The sequence below is a fragment of the Bordetella genomosp. 9 genome (genome assembly GCF_002119725.1).
GTDB lineage: Bacteria > Pseudomonadota > Gammaproteobacteria > Burkholderiales > Burkholderiaceae_B > Bordetella_C.
The window spans coordinates 2,609,276-2,623,491 of sequence record NZ_CP021109.1 but is presented as its reverse complement, the minus strand read 5'-3'; the positions used below and the strand labels follow the sequence as shown (position 1 = coordinate 2,623,491).

General features: G+C 66.6%; 12 protein-coding genes. 9 read left to right on the top strand and 3 right to left on the bottom strand.

Annotated elements, in window-relative coordinates; all coding sequences use genetic code 11:
- Window positions 1-78: 78 nt before the first annotated feature.
- Complete coding sequence (locus CAL13_RS12050; RefSeq protein WP_086057607.1) at window positions 79-1,137, bottom strand: AI-2E family transporter; 1,059 nt, start codon at window positions 1,135-1,137, stop codon at window positions 79-81.
- Window positions 1,138-1,326: 189 nt separating this feature from the next.
- On the opposite strand from CAL13_RS12050, the gene CAL13_RS12045 reads away from it, so the two are divergent.
- Window positions 1,327-1,731 carry a transcriptional repressor gene (locus tag CAL13_RS12045; protein ID WP_086057606.1) on the top strand — a complete coding sequence of 135 codons (405 nt, stop codon included), beginning with the start codon at window positions 1,327-1,329 and terminating at the stop codon, window positions 1,729-1,731.
- 56 nt (window positions 1,732-1,787) lie between these two features.
- On the opposite strand, the gene CAL13_RS12040 is transcribed toward CAL13_RS12045, so the two are convergent.
- Window positions 1,788-2,681 (bottom strand): LysR substrate-binding domain-containing protein, encoded by an 894-nt coding sequence (locus CAL13_RS12040; protein ID WP_086072529.1) that lies wholly within the window; start codon window positions 2,679-2,681, stop codon window positions 1,788-1,790.
- Window positions 2,682-2,801: 120 nt separating this feature from the next.
- Between CAL13_RS12040 and CAL13_RS12035 the strand changes: the two genes are divergently transcribed.
- The 7 genes from CAL13_RS12035 to CAL13_RS12005 all read left to right on the top strand — a co-directional run bounded on the left by CAL13_RS12035 (window position 2,802) and on the right by CAL13_RS12005 (window position 10,970).
- Window positions 2,802-3,797 carry a Bug family tripartite tricarboxylate transporter substrate binding protein gene (locus tag CAL13_RS12035; RefSeq protein WP_086057604.1) on the top strand — a complete coding sequence of 332 codons (996 nt, stop codon included), beginning with the start codon at window positions 2,802-2,804 and terminating at the stop codon, window positions 3,795-3,797.
- 64 nt (window positions 3,798-3,861) lie between these two features.
- Window positions 3,862-4,554, top strand: coding sequence for a 4-carboxy-4-hydroxy-2-oxoadipate aldolase/oxaloacetate decarboxylase (locus CAL13_RS12030; RefSeq protein WP_086057603.1), 693 nt, complete (start codon window positions 3,862-3,864; stop codon window positions 4,552-4,554).
- Between the two features lie 202 nt (window positions 4,555-4,756).
- A complete protein-coding gene (locus tag CAL13_RS12025; RefSeq protein WP_086057602.1) occupies window positions 4,757-5,335 on the top strand; it encodes a chromate transporter in 579 nt (192 codons plus the stop codon).
- Window positions 5,332-5,865 carry a chromate transporter gene (locus CAL13_RS12020; RefSeq protein ID WP_086072528.1) on the top strand — a complete coding sequence of 178 codons (534 nt, stop codon included), beginning with the start codon at window positions 5,332-5,334 and terminating at the stop codon, window positions 5,863-5,865. Before CAL13_RS12025 ends, CAL13_RS12020 begins: the two co-directional genes overlap by 4 nt.
- A gap of 69 nt (window positions 5,866-5,934) precedes the next feature.
- Complete coding sequence (locus tag CAL13_RS12015; RefSeq protein WP_086057600.1) at window positions 5,935-6,720, top strand: phytanoyl-CoA dioxygenase family protein; 786 nt, start codon at window positions 5,935-5,937, stop codon at window positions 6,718-6,720.
- A gap of 111 nt (window positions 6,721-6,831) precedes the next feature.
- Complete coding sequence (locus tag CAL13_RS12010; protein ID WP_086072527.1) at window positions 6,832-8,700, top strand: ABC transporter ATP-binding protein/permease; 1,869 nt, start codon at window positions 6,832-6,834, stop codon at window positions 8,698-8,700.
- Window positions 8,694-10,970: a hybrid sensor histidine kinase/response regulator gene (locus tag CAL13_RS12005; RefSeq protein ID WP_086072526.1), complete on the top strand. Its 2,277-nt coding sequence runs from the start codon at window positions 8,694-8,696 to the stop codon at window positions 10,968-10,970. The genes CAL13_RS12010 and CAL13_RS12005 overlap by 7 nt, the downstream gene beginning before the upstream one ends.
- A gap of 24 nt (window positions 10,971-10,994) precedes the next feature.
- Here CAL13_RS12005 and CAL13_RS12000 read toward each other — a convergent pair whose 3' ends face one another.
- Window positions 10,995-12,272 (bottom strand): MASE1 domain-containing protein, encoded by a 1,278-nt coding sequence (locus tag CAL13_RS12000; RefSeq protein ID WP_086072525.1) that lies wholly within the window; start codon window positions 12,270-12,272, stop codon window positions 10,995-10,997.
- A gap of 253 nt (window positions 12,273-12,525) precedes the next feature.
- On the opposite strand from CAL13_RS12000, the gene ggt reads away from it, so the two are divergent.
- A complete protein-coding gene (ggt, locus tag CAL13_RS11995) occupies window positions 12,526-14,190 on the top strand; it encodes a gamma-glutamyltransferase (RefSeq protein WP_232462614.1) in 1,665 nt (554 codons plus the stop codon).
- Window positions 14,191-14,216: the final 26 nt, after the last annotated feature.

The window sequence follows — 14,216 nt, the reverse complement described above, 5'->3', positions numbered from 1 at the left end:
GTCGGCCGAAGGCCGACTTTCAAGACGGCAGGCGCGCCGCCGGTGGGGGCCTTTCGGCGTCCACCGGCGTCAGCGGCCCTAATTGGCCGCGGTTTCGCCCTCGGATGCGAACAGGTCCCACACGGCGGTGAATAGCGCCGCGACGAGCGGGCCGATGACGAAGCCGTTCAGCCCGAACAGCGCCATGCCGCCCAGCGTGGAGATCAGGACCACGTAGTCGGGCATCTTGGTGTCCTTGCCCACCAGGATCGGGCGCATGATGTTATCGACCATGCCGATGACCAGCACGCAGAACGCGATCAGTCCCAGTCCTTCCCAAAGCGCCCCCGTGACGAGGAAATAGACGGCCACGGGCACCCAGATCAGCGCCGCACCCACGGCCGGCAGCAGCGAGAGGAACCCCATCAGCACGCCCCAAAGCAGGGAACCCTGGATGCCCAGGAACCAGAACGCCAGGCCGCCCAGCAGGCCCTGCGTCGCCGCCACGGCCACGTTGCCCTTGACCGTGGCGCGGATCACCGTGGTGAACTTGCGGGTCAGGTGCTGCTTGTAGGCTTCGCTCAAGGGAATCGCCCGGCTGATCGTGCGGGACAGGGTGGCTCCGTCGCGCAGCAGGAAGAACAGCAGGTACAGCATCACGCCGAAACTGACCACGAACTGGAAGGTGTCCTGCCCGATGCTGAACGCCTTGGTGGCCAGGAACTGGCTGCCCTGCACCGTGGCCGTGCTCAGCTTCTCCTGCAGGCTACGGATATCGGCAAGGTCGAACCGGTCCAGCGTCGCATGCACGGACGGAGGCAGGGCGTTCATCACCCTCTCGAAATACAGGCCGAAGTTCAGGTTGCCGGAACGGATCTGCTGGTAAAGCGCCGTACCTTCCTGCACGAGCGAACCGGTGATCACGATGACCGGCAGGATGGCGATCACCACGCACAGCAGCAGGGTGATGAGGGCGGCCAGGTTGCGGCGTTTGCCCAGGCGCGAGAGCAGGCGCCGGTGCAGCGGGGCAAAGATGATGGCAAGGATGGTGCCCCAGAACACCGCGCCGTAGAATGGCCACAGGATCCAGCCGAACGCGATCGTGACGACGATCAGCAAGAACAGGAAGGTCCGGTAGTGCAGATTGGAATTGCTCATATGAGGGTTCCCGCGAGAAGCGCCGGCCCGGACGGCGGGCGCAATGCGCATGATGCCATGTTGCCGAAGCAGAAAGACGCGCAGCTTACGGCCGCGCTTCGCGCCGAGGCAATGGCGCTTGCATGAAGAACCTCGGCGGCGCCGCAGGCCGGCCCGGGATGGCGCCGACAGGCCAGGTGGAGACATGACATGACGGATTCCGTCGATTTGAAGGGCATCGGTCTGAAGGTGACGTTTCCGCGCCTGAAGATACTCGATCTGTTCCGCAACAGCGAAAGGCGCCACCTCAGCGCCGAAGACGTCTATCGCCACCTGATGAACGAAGGCGTCGAAATGGGCCTGGCCACGGTCTACCGTGTGCTGACGCAGTTCGAGCAGGCGGGACTGCTCAAGCGCAGCCAGCTCGGCGGCAATAAGGCGATATTCGAGCTGAACGATGGCGAGCGGCACCATGGGCATCTGGTGAGCACGCCCACCGGGCACGTAGAGGAGTTCTTCGACCCGGATATCGAACGCCGGCTGCGCCAGATCGCCGACGAGATGGGCTACAACCTGACCGAATTCACCATCACGATTTTCGCGACGCCGAAATAGGCCCCAAGCGGCAGGCGCGGCCACGACGCCGACGCCGGCGCCGCGGACCGGCGTGGTCAGCGGCTCGCGGCGGCGGTCTCGAAAAAGCGCGCCAGCAGCGGCGTGTCGTCGTCGGCGCGATGCGCGAGCAGCACCCGGCTGGCGGCGTCGGGCGTATCGAGCGGCCGGTACGTTACGCCCGGAATGCCGGTTTTCGCATACGTTTCGGGCAGGATGGAGACGCCCATGCCCGCGGCGACCAGCCCGATGATGGTGGCGCCCTCCCGGGCCTCCTGGCTCACCTGCAAGGCAAACCCGGCGCGGCTGGCCAGCACGCCGACGTGTTCGAACAGGCCGCAACCCAGCCCGCGCGGGAACAGAATGAAGGATTCGCCCGATAACGCCGCCATGGGCAAGGGCGCCCGCCTTTGCGCGAGGCGGTGCCCCGCGGGCAGCACGGCCATGAGCCGATCGCTCCAGAGCGACAGCACCCGGATGTCCGGCGGCGGACAGAAAAGCAGGGAAGGGCGCAGGAAACCGACGTCGATGTTGCGCTCGGCCAGAGCCTGCAACTGCTGTCCGGTGGACATATGGAGCAGGTCGGCGCGCGCCGCCGGATGGCGGCCGCGGAAGCTTTGCACGATGCGGGGAAAAGCCTCGAACATCGGCACGGAAGCCGTGAACGCGATACGGATTTCCCCGGCTTCGCCCTGCATGGCCTGACGGACTACGTCGCCCGCCCGTTCCAGGTGCTGCAGCGCGCGCCGCGCCTGTTCCAGAAACAGCGCACCGGCTTCCGTCAATTCCACATGGCGCTTGGTCCGGCGCAGCAGGGTTGCGCCCAGCTCGTCTTCCAGCGATTTCACCTGCATGCTCAGCGGCGGCTGGCTGACGTGCAGGCGGCGCGCCGCCGCGCTGAAGCTCAGTTCCTCTGCCACCGCAACGAAGTACCGGAGCTGGCGGAAATCCATGGTTATTTGGAAAAAATATCAATGCCCAACGGAAAAAGTATTGGACGATATGAATGAGGGTAAACCATTATAGGGATCGTAAAGAAAAGCGTTTTTTTGATACTTGAGAGGAGCAAACGCATGCGAGCCTGCAGCGCGCTTTCCAAACTTATCCGCGGCCTGGGCGTGGCCGCGGCCCTGGTCGCGACGGCGGCGCCCGGCCTGGCGCATGCGGCGTCCGACTATCCGTCCAAACCGATTCGCATCGTGGTGCCGTACGCGCCGGGTGGCGCGGTGGACATCGTGACGCGGCTGGTCGCCCAGAAAATGGGCGAGTCGCTGAAGCAGAGCATTATCGTCGACAACCGTCCCGGCGGCGCGACCAACATCGGCATGGACCTGGTGGCGCGCGCCCCCGCAGACGGCTACACGTTGCTGACGGCGTCCAATTCGCTGGCCAGCAATGGCGCGCTGTTCACGAAGCTGAACTTCGATCCCTCCAAGGATCTCCTGCCGGTCGGCGCCATCGGCTATGCGCCGCTCGTGGTGGTCGTGTCCTCGTCCTCGCAGTTCAAGACCTTGCAGAACCTGATCGACTACGGCAAGGCCAATCCGGACAAACTGACCTATGCGTCGGCGGGCAACGGCAGCTCCGGCCACCTCGCCAGCGAACTGCTGAAGGACGAAGGCAAGTTCAACGCCCTGCACGTGCCGTACAAGGGCGGTGCGCCGGCGATCACGGATCTGCTTGGCGGCCGCATCGACTTCATGTCCATCAATCCTGTCGAGGCGATCCCGCACATCAAGGCGGACAAGATGCGCCCGCTGGCCGTCATGGACAGCAAGCCGGCCGCCATGCTGCCGAACGTGCCGACCGTGTCGTCGCTTGGGCTGGGTGGCGCGGCAGCATCCGTATGGTGGGGTTTCTGCGCGCCCAAAGGCACGCCGGACGACGTGGTCGCCAAGCTGAATGAGGCGCTGAACCAGGCGCTGGCTGACGAGAACGTCAAGACCCGCCTGTCCGAACTCGGCGCGGTCGCCACGCCGGGCAGCACCGCGGATTTCACCAAGTTCGTCCAAGACGAAACGGCCAAGTGGTCGCGAGTGATCAAGAACGCCAATATCAAGGCGGACTAGTCGGCGGCCGATAGACACGGGCGGGCGGCGCAGGGGCCGCCCGCATTCATTTTGGAGACCCGTCATGACCTACGCAGTGCGCAACATAGAGCGCGCCGATCGCGATCTGATCGCCCGCCTGGGCGCCGCCGGCACGGCCACCGTTCACGAGGCGCAGGGCCGCAGCGGCCTGCTGCAGCCTTATATGCGTCCCGTCTACGCGGGCGCCGCGATCGCGGGCAGCGCCGTGACGGTGCTGGCGCATCCCGGCGATAACTGGATGCTGCACGTGGCCATCGAGCTGTGCCAGCCGGGCGACGTCATGGTGGTGGCCTGCAGCGCTCCGAACACGGACGGCATGTTCGGCGAATTGCTCGCCACGTCGATGCGCGCGCGCGGCATTGCGGGGCTGGTCATCGACGCCGGCTGCCGCGACGTGCAGGCGCTCAAGGACATGCGCTTCCCGGTGTGGTCCAAGGCGATATCCGCCAAGGGCACCATCAAGGCAACGCCGGGATCGGTGAACCTGCCGGTGGTTTGCGCGGGGGCCATGGTCTCCGCAGGCGACGTGGTGGTCGCCGATGATGACGGCGTGGTCATCGTGCCGCGCCGCCGCGCGGCCGCCGTGGCGCAGGCTTGCGACGCGCGGCTGCAGAAGGAAGCGCTGAACCGCAAGCGGCTCGCCGCCGGCGAACTGGGCCTGGACATCTATGGCATGCGCGATAAGTTGCGCGAGGCCGGCCTGGTATATGTGGACAGCGAGGCCGACCTGCCCTGAAGGAAGAAGGGCCGTGTGTCATTGCGGCAGGCTGGGGCACGTCCCCGGCCTCGCTTGCTGCCAACCCTCCGGTGATCGGAGGTTTTTTTTTGCCTGATTGGCGCCCTAAGTCTTATATAATTTATAAGAGTTGAAACCCGCGCGGCCGCTCCGGCCGGGACTCGCCCCGTCACGCCGCGCCTTTACCGCAGAAGGCATCGGCATGAAGCCCGCACCGGATCAGGCAGTACGCGCCATCGAACCCTTGGCCGAGCCGCCCACGCTCGCTCAGCTTTTCACGGGGTTTTTCGTGCTCGGAATGACGGCTTTCGGCGGCGCCTTGCCGCTGGCGCGCCGCATGATGGTCGAGAAGCATCGATGGATCTCCGGCGAGGAGTTCACGACCCTGCTCGGTCTTTGCCAGTTCCTGCCAGGCGGCAACATCATCAATCTGTCGGTCGCCATCGGGATGCGGTTTCGCGGCGTCACGGGCGCCGTGACGGCGCTGCTGGGGTTCGTGCTCGTGCCGACCCTGGTCGTCATCATGCTTGGCGTCGTCTACGACCATTACCAGCACGATCCGCATGTGCGGCACTTGTTTGCCGGCTTGGCAGCGGCAGCCGCCGGCCTGCTGATTTCCCTCACGCTGAAAATCGGCGCGCCCCTGTTGAGGAATCGCTGGGGGCTCATCGTCGCCTTGCTGTGCTTCCTGGCCATTGCGGTGCTGCGGCTGCCGCTGCTGCCGACGATGCTGGCGCTGACGCCCCTCAGCATCCTGATCACCTGGAGGAAGCGGTCATGACAGAGGTGCTGATTCAACTCACCGTCCTGTTCACCGAGCTGTCGCTGCTCGCATTCGGCGGCGGCAACACCATCCTGCCGGAGATGCAGCGCCAGGTGGTGGACGTGCATCATTGGATGACTGCGGAGAACTTCACGTCGCTGTTCGCGCTGGCGCAGGCCGCGCCCGGCCCCAACCTGATGATCGTGCCGCTGGTCGGCTGGCACATTGCGGGGTGGCCCGGCATGCTGGTGAGCAGTTTCGCGAAGTTCGGGCCCTCGTCCCTGGTCACCATCCTGGTGTTGCGGTTGTGGGACCGTTTCAAGGACAAGCCATGGCGGGCCGTGGCGCAGCAGGGCATCTTCCCGGTCACGGTGGGCCTGGTTGGCGCCAGCGCCGCCCTGATCACGGCGGCCTCGGTGGACGGCTGGCTGCTGGGCGGCATCGCCGCCGCGGTCGCGGTCCTGGGCTGGCGCAGCCGTTTGCATCCCTTGTGGCTGTTGCTGGGGGGCGGTCTCATCGGCTTGGTGGCGTTGAACGGTTCCACGTAAAATCCTCCGGTCGCAGGTCGCGGCGCATCGGTTCCGCGATTCCCGCGGCATTCCGTGGATGAACCGTCGATGTCTTCGTCTTTGACTCCCGCCCAGCTCGATACCTTGAAACAGCAGGGCTTTGTCGTTGCCCGTTCCTTTGCCCCTGCGGGCCGATGCGAAGCGCTGCGCGCCGTGGCGCTGGAACAGCTTGCCGAAGCGCGGGCGCCCGTGGAGTACGAAGCCGACCTGGCGTATCCCGGGGCTCCGGCGTCCCGTCAGGCAGAGGGCGGCGCCACGGTGCGGCGCCTGCTGGACGCCTATGCGCGTCATCCGCTTTTTGCCGAATGGGCCACGTCGCCGGCCGTGGCGGCGATCATGCGGGCGTATTTCGGCGAATCGGCCGTCCTGTCGCGCGCGCATCACAACTGCGTCATGACGAAGCATCCGCGCTTCGGAAGCCTGACCGGCTGGCACCGCGACATCCGCTATTGGTCCTTCGAACGCGAAGACCTGGTGTCGACATGGCTGGCGCTGGGCGAGGAAACGTCGGACAACGGCGGACTGTGGCTGGTGCCGGGATCGCACGTCATGGAACTGCCCGCGCATCGCTTCGACGCAGCCCAGTTTCTGCGGGAGGACTTGCCCGAAAATGCGGCGCTCATCGGAACGGCGGTCTGCCCGAGGCTCGAGCCGGGCGATGTTTTGTTTTTTCACTGCCGCACGCTGCATGCTGCCGGCCGCAATCAGAGCGATCGCGTAAAGCTTTCGGTGGTCCACACCTATCATGCCGCCAGCACGCATCCCCATCCCGGAACCCGCTCCGCCAGCAAACCTGAGATTCCGCTGAACGACGCCGGCGCGTCCGCGCCTTGATGCGGCGAGCCGCCGCGCATGCCATCGCTGCGGCATGAGGCACAGGCGCCGTTGAAACCTTTGGGCCCCCCGCTTGTCAGAAAAGACATCCCAACACGAGCCCGATGAACCATGGTTTCAGCTGACGACAAAGCGCAGGGCAGCCGCGTCCTGCCGGAAAACAAAGGCTGGTTTCCCGATACCGGCGGCCGCACGCCCTCGGCGTGGCAATTGATCAAGCCGTATTGGGTGTCCGAAGACCGCCACAAGGCCAGAGCGCTGCTGGCCATGGTCCTGGCGTTGAACATCGGCATTGTGGTGGTGAACGTCCGTCTCAACGCCTGGAACGCCGGGTTCTACGATGCGCTCGACAAGCGCGATTTTCCCGCGTTCACCCATCTGGTCCTGGTCTTCTCGGTCCTGGCCTTTCTTTTCATCGCCATGAGCACCGCACAGATCTATTTCCGTCAGATGCTCGAGTTCCGCTGGCGTCAATGGCTGACGGACGTGTATCTGACGCAATGGCTGCGCAGCCGTTCGTACTACCGGCTGGAACGCGACCGCGTCGTCGACAACCCCGACCAGCGCATCGCCGAAGATCTGCGCAGCATGGCCAGCAGCACCCTGGCGCTTACGGCGGACCTGGTGTCCAACGTCGTGACCCTTTGCTTTTTCGTCACGATACTGTGGGTGCTTTCCGGGGCGATCGGTTTCGCGGTGCTGGGCCATCCGGTTCGCATACCGGGCTATATGGTCTGGGCCGCCGCCCTGTACGCTGTGCTCGGGTCCTTGGTGATACATAGGTTCAGCCGCCGGCTGGTGGATGTCGGTTACCGCCAGCAGAAGGTGGAGGCCGATTTCCGCGTGCTTCTCGTTCGCGTGCGCGAAAGCGCCGAACAGATCGCGTTCTACGACGGAGGCGCGCAGGAAGGACGGCGCGCCCGCGCGGTGTTCGGCGCGGTGCGCGAGAACTGGCGCGAGGTGATGCGCTACACCAAGCGCCTGGTGTTCGCCAGTTCGATATATGGGCAGATCGCCATCATCTTTCCACTGGTCGCGGCGGCGCCGCGCTATTTCTCCGGCGCCTTTACGCTGGGCGTGCTCATGCAGCTGAACAATGCCTTCGGTCAGGTCAGCAATGCATTCTCGTGGTTCATCAACAGCTACGCCACGTTGACGGACTGGCGCGCCACGATCAACCGCCTGCGCGAGTTCAGCAAGCGCATGGGAGAGGGCGATCCGGATCGTCTGACGCGCGAGCCGGGCGCCGGAATCACCGCGCGCAGCCTGCGCATCTACCGGCCGGACGGCAGACCGCTGCCGGTGCCCGCGGACTTCCACATGCGCGCCGGTGAAAGATGGCTGATACGCGGTCCCTCCGGCGCCGGCAAGAGCACCTTGCTGCGCACGCTGGCAGGGCTCTGGCCGCATGCAAGCGGCACGCTGATCCTGCCGCCAGAGGTGTACGCCAACGCCAACGCCAACGCCAACGCCAACGCCAACGCCAACGCCAAGGCCGACGCCAACGCCAACGGCGATGCGGCTTCCCCGCACCGTGTCGCCTTGTTCCTGCCGCAGATTGCCTATGTGCCGGACGGGTCATTGAAAGCCGCCGTGTGCTATCCCGGCGACCCCACCGCTTACAGCGATGCCGAATGCGCCGAGGCGCTGCGCCTGTGCCGGCTGGATGTTTACGCGGAACGGCTGCACGACGCCGATGCCTGGGCGCGCCGGCTGTCGCCCGGCGAAAAGCAGCGCCTGTCCTTCGCGCGCGCATTTCTGCTGCGGCCGGATTATCTGTTCATGGACGAAGCGACATCTTCGCTGGACGCCGACACCGAACGCCGCCTGTACGAAACGCTGCTCGCGCGATTGCCGGCCACGACGTTGATCAGCGTGGCGCATCGGGACGCGCTGGCGCGCTTTCATACGCACGAACTGTATGTCGGCCCGCGGGACGAGACGCATGCGCCCGCGCTGGCGGTAGCGCAGGCATGCTAGCGAAGACCCGGCCGCCGGCGAACGGCCCCGCCGGCGCCGATGCCGGCGGCCGCTGGAGCCGCGCGCTGCGCAGCCCGGCTGCCGCGGCTGGCGCCATGGCGATGTTCATGATCGCCGCCGTTCTGACGGCGGCGCTGCGGGGCGACCATGCGGGATCCGTGCCACCCGAAGCCAGCGTGACGGCTGCGGCGGCATCGGGCGCCGCAGCCGCTTTTCCATCCCGCCCGGATGCATCGCACCAGGCCGGCGCCGTGCGTACATCGGCCGGCACCGCCCAGGCGCCGGCGCAGCGCAAATCCGCGGCCGACGCGTCGGCCGTCGACGGCGCCCGGGATTGGGACTTGGCCGTTCCGGCAGGCGTTTTCTGGCGCCAGATCTTGCCTGCGATGCTGCTGCCCCTGGCCATTGCGATAGGGGTATCGTTCGGCTACGTGCAGTTGCGCCGGGAGGTCGTGCGCCGCCGCGCCGCCGAGGCAAGGCTGGAAGAGGCTCGCGACCTGGCCGACAGCGCCGCGTTGGCGAAAGCCATGTTCTTCGCCACCATGAGCCATGAGATACGGACGCCGCTGACCGGCATCGTCGGGATGCTGGATTTGCTCAAGCGCGGTTGCATGGGAGACGAGCAGCGCCAGATGCTGCTTGCCGCGGATACCGCGGCCAACGCGCTGTTGCACATCCTGGACCAGGTGATGGATTTTTCCAAGGCGGAAGCGAACCGCATGAGCCTGGAGCGCATTCCCGTGGACCTGCGCGGGCTGGCGCACAGCGTCGTGATGGTGATGGGCGAGCCGGCGCGGCGCCGCGGCGTGAAGACGGCCTGCGAAGTGGAAGACGCCGTGTGCGAGGAGGTGCTGGGCGACCCCTTGCGCATCCGTCAGATCCTGACCAACCTGATCAGCAACGCGGCCAAGTTCACCGCGCAAGGCGAGGTGCGCTTGACGCTGCACCTGGATGCGGAAGAGGGCGGTCACCAGCAATTGCGATTCGTGGTCACCGATACGGGCATTGGCATCGCCGCCGACAAGCTCGCCGAAGTGATGGCGCCATTCCGCCAGGCCGACAGCGCTACCGCGCGCCGCTATGGCGGAACGGGCCTGGGGCTGTCGGTATCGAGCAGGCTGGCGTCGCTGATGGGCGGAAAACTGACCCTGCAAAGCGTGCCGGGCCTGGGCACGCGCGCGGAGTTTTGCTGCCGCTTTCCCGTGCACCGGCCGCGCGCACCGGGGGTGCCCGGTGCACCGGCCGGCCCGGCGCCCGTGACCGGGTCCGCGCATGGCGATTGGGCCGGCGCCGCGCCCATCCCGGGCGGGACATTGCAAGCGGGGCAGCTGCAAGGCATGGCGGCGCCCCAGGCGCCCGCCAACGTCCGTCTGCTCGTGGTCGACGATCACGATATCAATCGCGAATTGCTGCGCCGGCAGCTGGCGGCGCTGGGTTACGCCTGCGATGTCTGCGCGGATGGCGCGGCCGCGCTGGCCGCCTTGCGCGCCAGGCCGTACGCCATGCTGCTCACCGACTGCCAGATGCCGGCCATGAGCGGTTCGGATCTGGCGAAGGCGTGGCGCGACGAGGAGCGCCGCCGAGGCGTGGCGGCGCAGGCCCGCATGCCCATCGTCGTGGTGACCGCGTCCGTCGATCCCGCCGAGCCGGTGGGACCACACGTCGATGCGCGCATCGCCAAGCCGGTCGATCTGGATGCCTTGCGCGATGTCCTGGAGCGCAGCCTGGCGGTACCCGCGCCGGCGCCGCCTTCTGCAGGCGCCCTTGCGCATGTCGCATCCGTGCCCCGGCCCGAGCTGCCCCGCGGCCGCGACGTCGAAGCGGGACACGGGACGGCGCCGCCGGGCCTTGATTGGCCGGCGCTGCGCGCGCAGTTTGCGGACGATGCGGCACTGCGGCAGTTTCTATCGGCCGCCGTTCAGGCGCTGCAAGCCGACCTGGCCGCGGCGCGTGCGGATCTGTGCGAACCGTTCTGCGGCCGTCTGGCGCAATGGCTGCATCGCGTGCTGGGCGCCATGAGCATGCTGGGCCGGTGGCCCCTGATTGAGCAGGGAGAGGACCTGGAAGCCGCATTGCGCGCGTCTCCGGGACCGGAACAACTATCCAGGGTGCAGTCCTTCCTGGACCGGTTCGGCGACACCATCGCGCAGATCGATCGCGAAATCGATGGCCATATCGATGGCCGTCTCGATGAGGACAGGGATGCCGTCATCAAAGGGGCGGCAGATCGCCGCGGCGCCGATGCAGGGACGCCCGGCAAGCCGCGGTGAAGCGGCGCCGCCGGATTCCTGCGCTCAGAAGGGAAGCTCCTCGCCGGGCGTACCGAGCAAGCCCGTCATCCTGTCCGGCACGCCATGCCTGGCCGAGCCGCTCAACTCCATTTCGTGGTAGCGGCCGTCGTTGCCGAGCACGCGAAAGCGCAGCCGGCGGAAGGCATAGGAATCGGCGCCTGTATGCAGCCAGACGCGCAGCCTTTCCTGTTCGTCCGGGTGCACGCGGCTGAGCCAGTCGTCCAGGGGGACAACGGCGCGCCCCGAGGCAATGCCATGCGGAAGCTCGCCGAGCCAGTGCAACGTGGACCCGGCGCGCCGGAACTCCCAAGCGACCTGGCCGCTGACGCGCAGCGCCGATTCCAATTGCGAGGTAAGCGCCGCTGCGCGTTGCAGCGCGCGTTCGCGGTCCGCAGCGAGCGCGCCGATGATCAGGCTCAAGATCGCGGCGCAGCCCAGATAGCCCTGCACCGCGAGCAAGGGCTGGCCGCTGAAATGCGCGATGTTCGCATAGGGACCCATGCCGCTCAGTGTGTACGAGCCGGCGACCAGGGCAAGGCCGGCGACGGTCAACGCACTGCCCGCCGGTCCCCAGCAAAGAGCGACGATGGCCAGGAAAAGCAGGGGGCCATAGCTCATGCCGAAGCCGTCGTGCCAGACGAAGCGGCCGGCGGCACGCGCAGGATCATTGAAAACGATCGTCGTGCCGCCCAGCATGGCGAATGCGGCAAGCAGTCCAAACCATAGCCGCGCAACGCTTTGTTCGGCCAGGGCGCGCCAGCGCAGGCGCGATCCCGCCATTACGAGCGGCGTGGCGATGATGCAACCCACGAAGGCTGCCATGCTCCATACATACCAGTGCGTCGGAGACGAGGCCTGGCCGATCGCGCGCAGTATGAAAGCGGTCAGTATCCCGCCCGCCACACTGCACAGCGCCAGCACGCCGATGAAGCGCAGCGTCACCGGCAGGGATGCGGGCTCCGCGGCGCCATGGGTCCGCGGACGGCATGCGGCAGCCACCGCGGCGCAGAACAACAGGTCCGCCAGCGCGAACACCGCTGCCACCGGAAAGGAGCGCTGCCCCACAACGATTCCCGTGACGATATGCAGGCTGGCGGCCAGCGCCATCCAGGCCGGCCAACGCCGCGGCGCATCCAGCATCAGGGCGGCCAGGAGCAGGCCGGCCGGCGGCCAGAACAGGGTGGATAGGTTGAGCGTATCGCGGCGCAGCATGCTGGCGCCCGCAAGGGCGGCGTAAGCCAACGCAAAGCCGATCGATGCCCACTGTCGTTGACGATTCATGGCGTATCGCGGGAAAGCGAGCGTGGCAGCCGGCGCCTGCCATCACTAGAATGAGCCGGGGCTTGTTGTGGTGTTTGCCGGGCGCCGGTGCGCGGCATCTTACAATGCCCGCTCCAACTTCACACGCCGATGGCAAGGGGACGCGATGCGCAACATTCAACGTTCGAAGTGGGTGATCGCCGGTGTGTTGTGTCTGGGGTTGACGGCTCCGGTATGGTCGGCATCCCGGCCCGCGGTCGAAGCGCAAAACGGCATGGTCGTCACATCGCAGTACCTTGCCTCGCAGGTCGGCGTGGATATTTTGAAAATGGGCGGCAATGCCATCGACGCCGCGGTGGCGGTGGGTTATGCCCAAGCGGTGGTCAACCCCTGTTGCGGCAATATCGGCGGCGGCGGCTTCATGACCATCCATTTGGCGGATGGGCGGGACACCTTCATCAATTTCCGTGAAACCGCGCCCGCCGGCGCATCGCGCGACATGTACCTGGACGACAAGGGGCAGTTGGTCAAGGGCGCGAGCCTGTACGGCTACCGTGCGGTGGCGGTGCCCGGCACGGTGCTCGGGATGGACACGGCGTTGCGGCAGTACGGCAGGCTGCCGCGGCAAGCCGTCATGGCGCCGGCCATCAAGCTTGCGCGCGAAGGCTTCGTGCTGACCCGCGCCGACACCGACATCCTGGACACCAGCATCGGCATGTTCCGCCGCGATCCGGAGGCCGCCCGTATTTTCCTGCGGCCGGACGGCACGCCGCTGCAGCCGGGCGACCGGCTGGTCCAGCCGGATCTGGCCCGAACGCTGGAAGCCATTGCCGAGCATGGGCCGGATGCGTTCTACAAAGGCCGCATTCCCCAGGCCGTCGAACAGGCATCCACCGCGGGCGGCGGCGTATTGAAGGCCGCCGATTTCGCCGCGTACCGGATCACCGAAAGCGCGCCCATTACGTGCAACTACCGCGGCTACACCTTCGTGTCGGCGCCCCCGCCCAGTTCGGGCGGCGTAACGCTGTGCCAGATTCTGAACATCCTGTCGGGCTACGATCTGCGCGCCATGGGATATGGATCGGCGGCGTCGGTGCACGTCATGGCGGAGGCGATGCGCCACGCGTATATGGACCGCAATACCTATCTCGGCGATCCCGCCTTCGTCGAGAACCCGATAGGGCGCCTGCTGAGTCCCTCCTATGCCGCCGCGATCCGGGAAAAAATTCTTCCGGACCGCGCCACGCCGTCGTCGCAGGTGCAGCCCGGGATGGGGCCGCACGAAAAAACCGAGACCACGCATTACTCCATCGTCGACAAAGAGGGCAACGCGGTGTCGACCACGTATACCGTGAACGGCCGCTTCGGCGCGGGGGTGATCGCGCCCGGAACCGGCTTTTTCCTGAACGACGAAATGGACGACTTCACCACCAAGGTCGGCGCGCAGAACCTGTTCGGGCTGGTGCAGGGCGCAACCAACAGCATCGAGCCCGGCAAGCGGCCGCTGTCTTCCATGGCGCCGACGCTGGTCACCCGGGACGGCAAGACCTTCATGGTGCTCGGATCGCCGGGGGGATCGCGCATCATCACGATCACGCTGCAGACGGCGATCAACGTCATCGACCACGGCATGGCGCCGCAGGAAGCGGTGGATGCGCCGCGCATCCACCATCAATGGCTGCCGGATGAGGTCTATTACGAGACGCGCGGCCTGTCTCCCGATACGCTGAACATCCTGCGCGGCATGGGCTACAAGATGGTGGAGCAGACGCCTTGGGGCGCCGCGGAACTGGTGCTGGTCGGCCTGCCTGAAACGGCGGGGCCCGCCGGCCAGGCCAGTTCGGGCAATGATGCCGCGGTGTCCGGCGCGGTGCGGCCCGGCTACTTTTACGGGGCCAACGACGAACGGCGGCCGGCTGGCTCGGCGCTGGGGTATTGAGGCCGCAGCTTTCGCCCGTTCAACGG

Coding starts and splice junctions, on each gene's coding strand:
- CAL13_RS12040 (WP_086072529.1), bottom strand. CDS start 2,681: ATGGATTTCCGCCAGCTCCGGTACTTCGTTGCGGTGGCAGAGGAACTG.
- CAL13_RS12015 (WP_086057600.1), top strand. CDS start 5,935: ATGTCTTCGTCTTTGACTCCCGCCCAGCTCGATACCTTGAAACAGCAG.
- CAL13_RS12035 (WP_086057604.1), top strand. CDS start 2,802: ATGCGAGCCTGCAGCGCGCTTTCCAAACTTATCCGCGGCCTGGGCGTG.
- CAL13_RS12010 (WP_086072527.1), top strand. CDS start 6,832: ATGGTTTCAGCTGACGACAAAGCGCAGGGCAGCCGCGTCCTGCCGGAA.
- CAL13_RS12050 (WP_086057607.1), bottom strand. CDS start 1,137: ATGAGCAATTCCAATCTGCACTACCGGACCTTCCTGTTCTTGCTGATC.
- CAL13_RS12020 (WP_086072528.1), top strand. CDS start 5,332: ATGACAGAGGTGCTGATTCAACTCACCGTCCTGTTCACCGAGCTGTCG.
- CAL13_RS12000 (WP_086072525.1), bottom strand. CDS start 12,272: ATGAATCGTCAACGACAGTGGGCATCGATCGGCTTTGCGTTGGCTTAC.
- CAL13_RS12045 (WP_086057606.1), top strand. CDS start 1,327: ATGACGGATTCCGTCGATTTGAAGGGCATCGGTCTGAAGGTGACGTTT.
- CAL13_RS12025 (WP_086057602.1), top strand. CDS start 4,757: ATGAAGCCCGCACCGGATCAGGCAGTACGCGCCATCGAACCCTTGGCC.
- CAL13_RS12005 (WP_086072526.1), top strand. CDS start 8,694: ATGCTAGCGAAGACCCGGCCGCCGGCGAACGGCCCCGCCGGCGCCGAT.
- CAL13_RS12030 (WP_086057603.1), top strand. CDS start 3,862: ATGACCTACGCAGTGCGCAACATAGAGCGCGCCGATCGCGATCTGATC.
- ggt (WP_232462614.1), top strand. CDS start 12,526: ATGGTCGTCACATCGCAGTACCTTGCCTCGCAGGTCGGCGTGGATATT.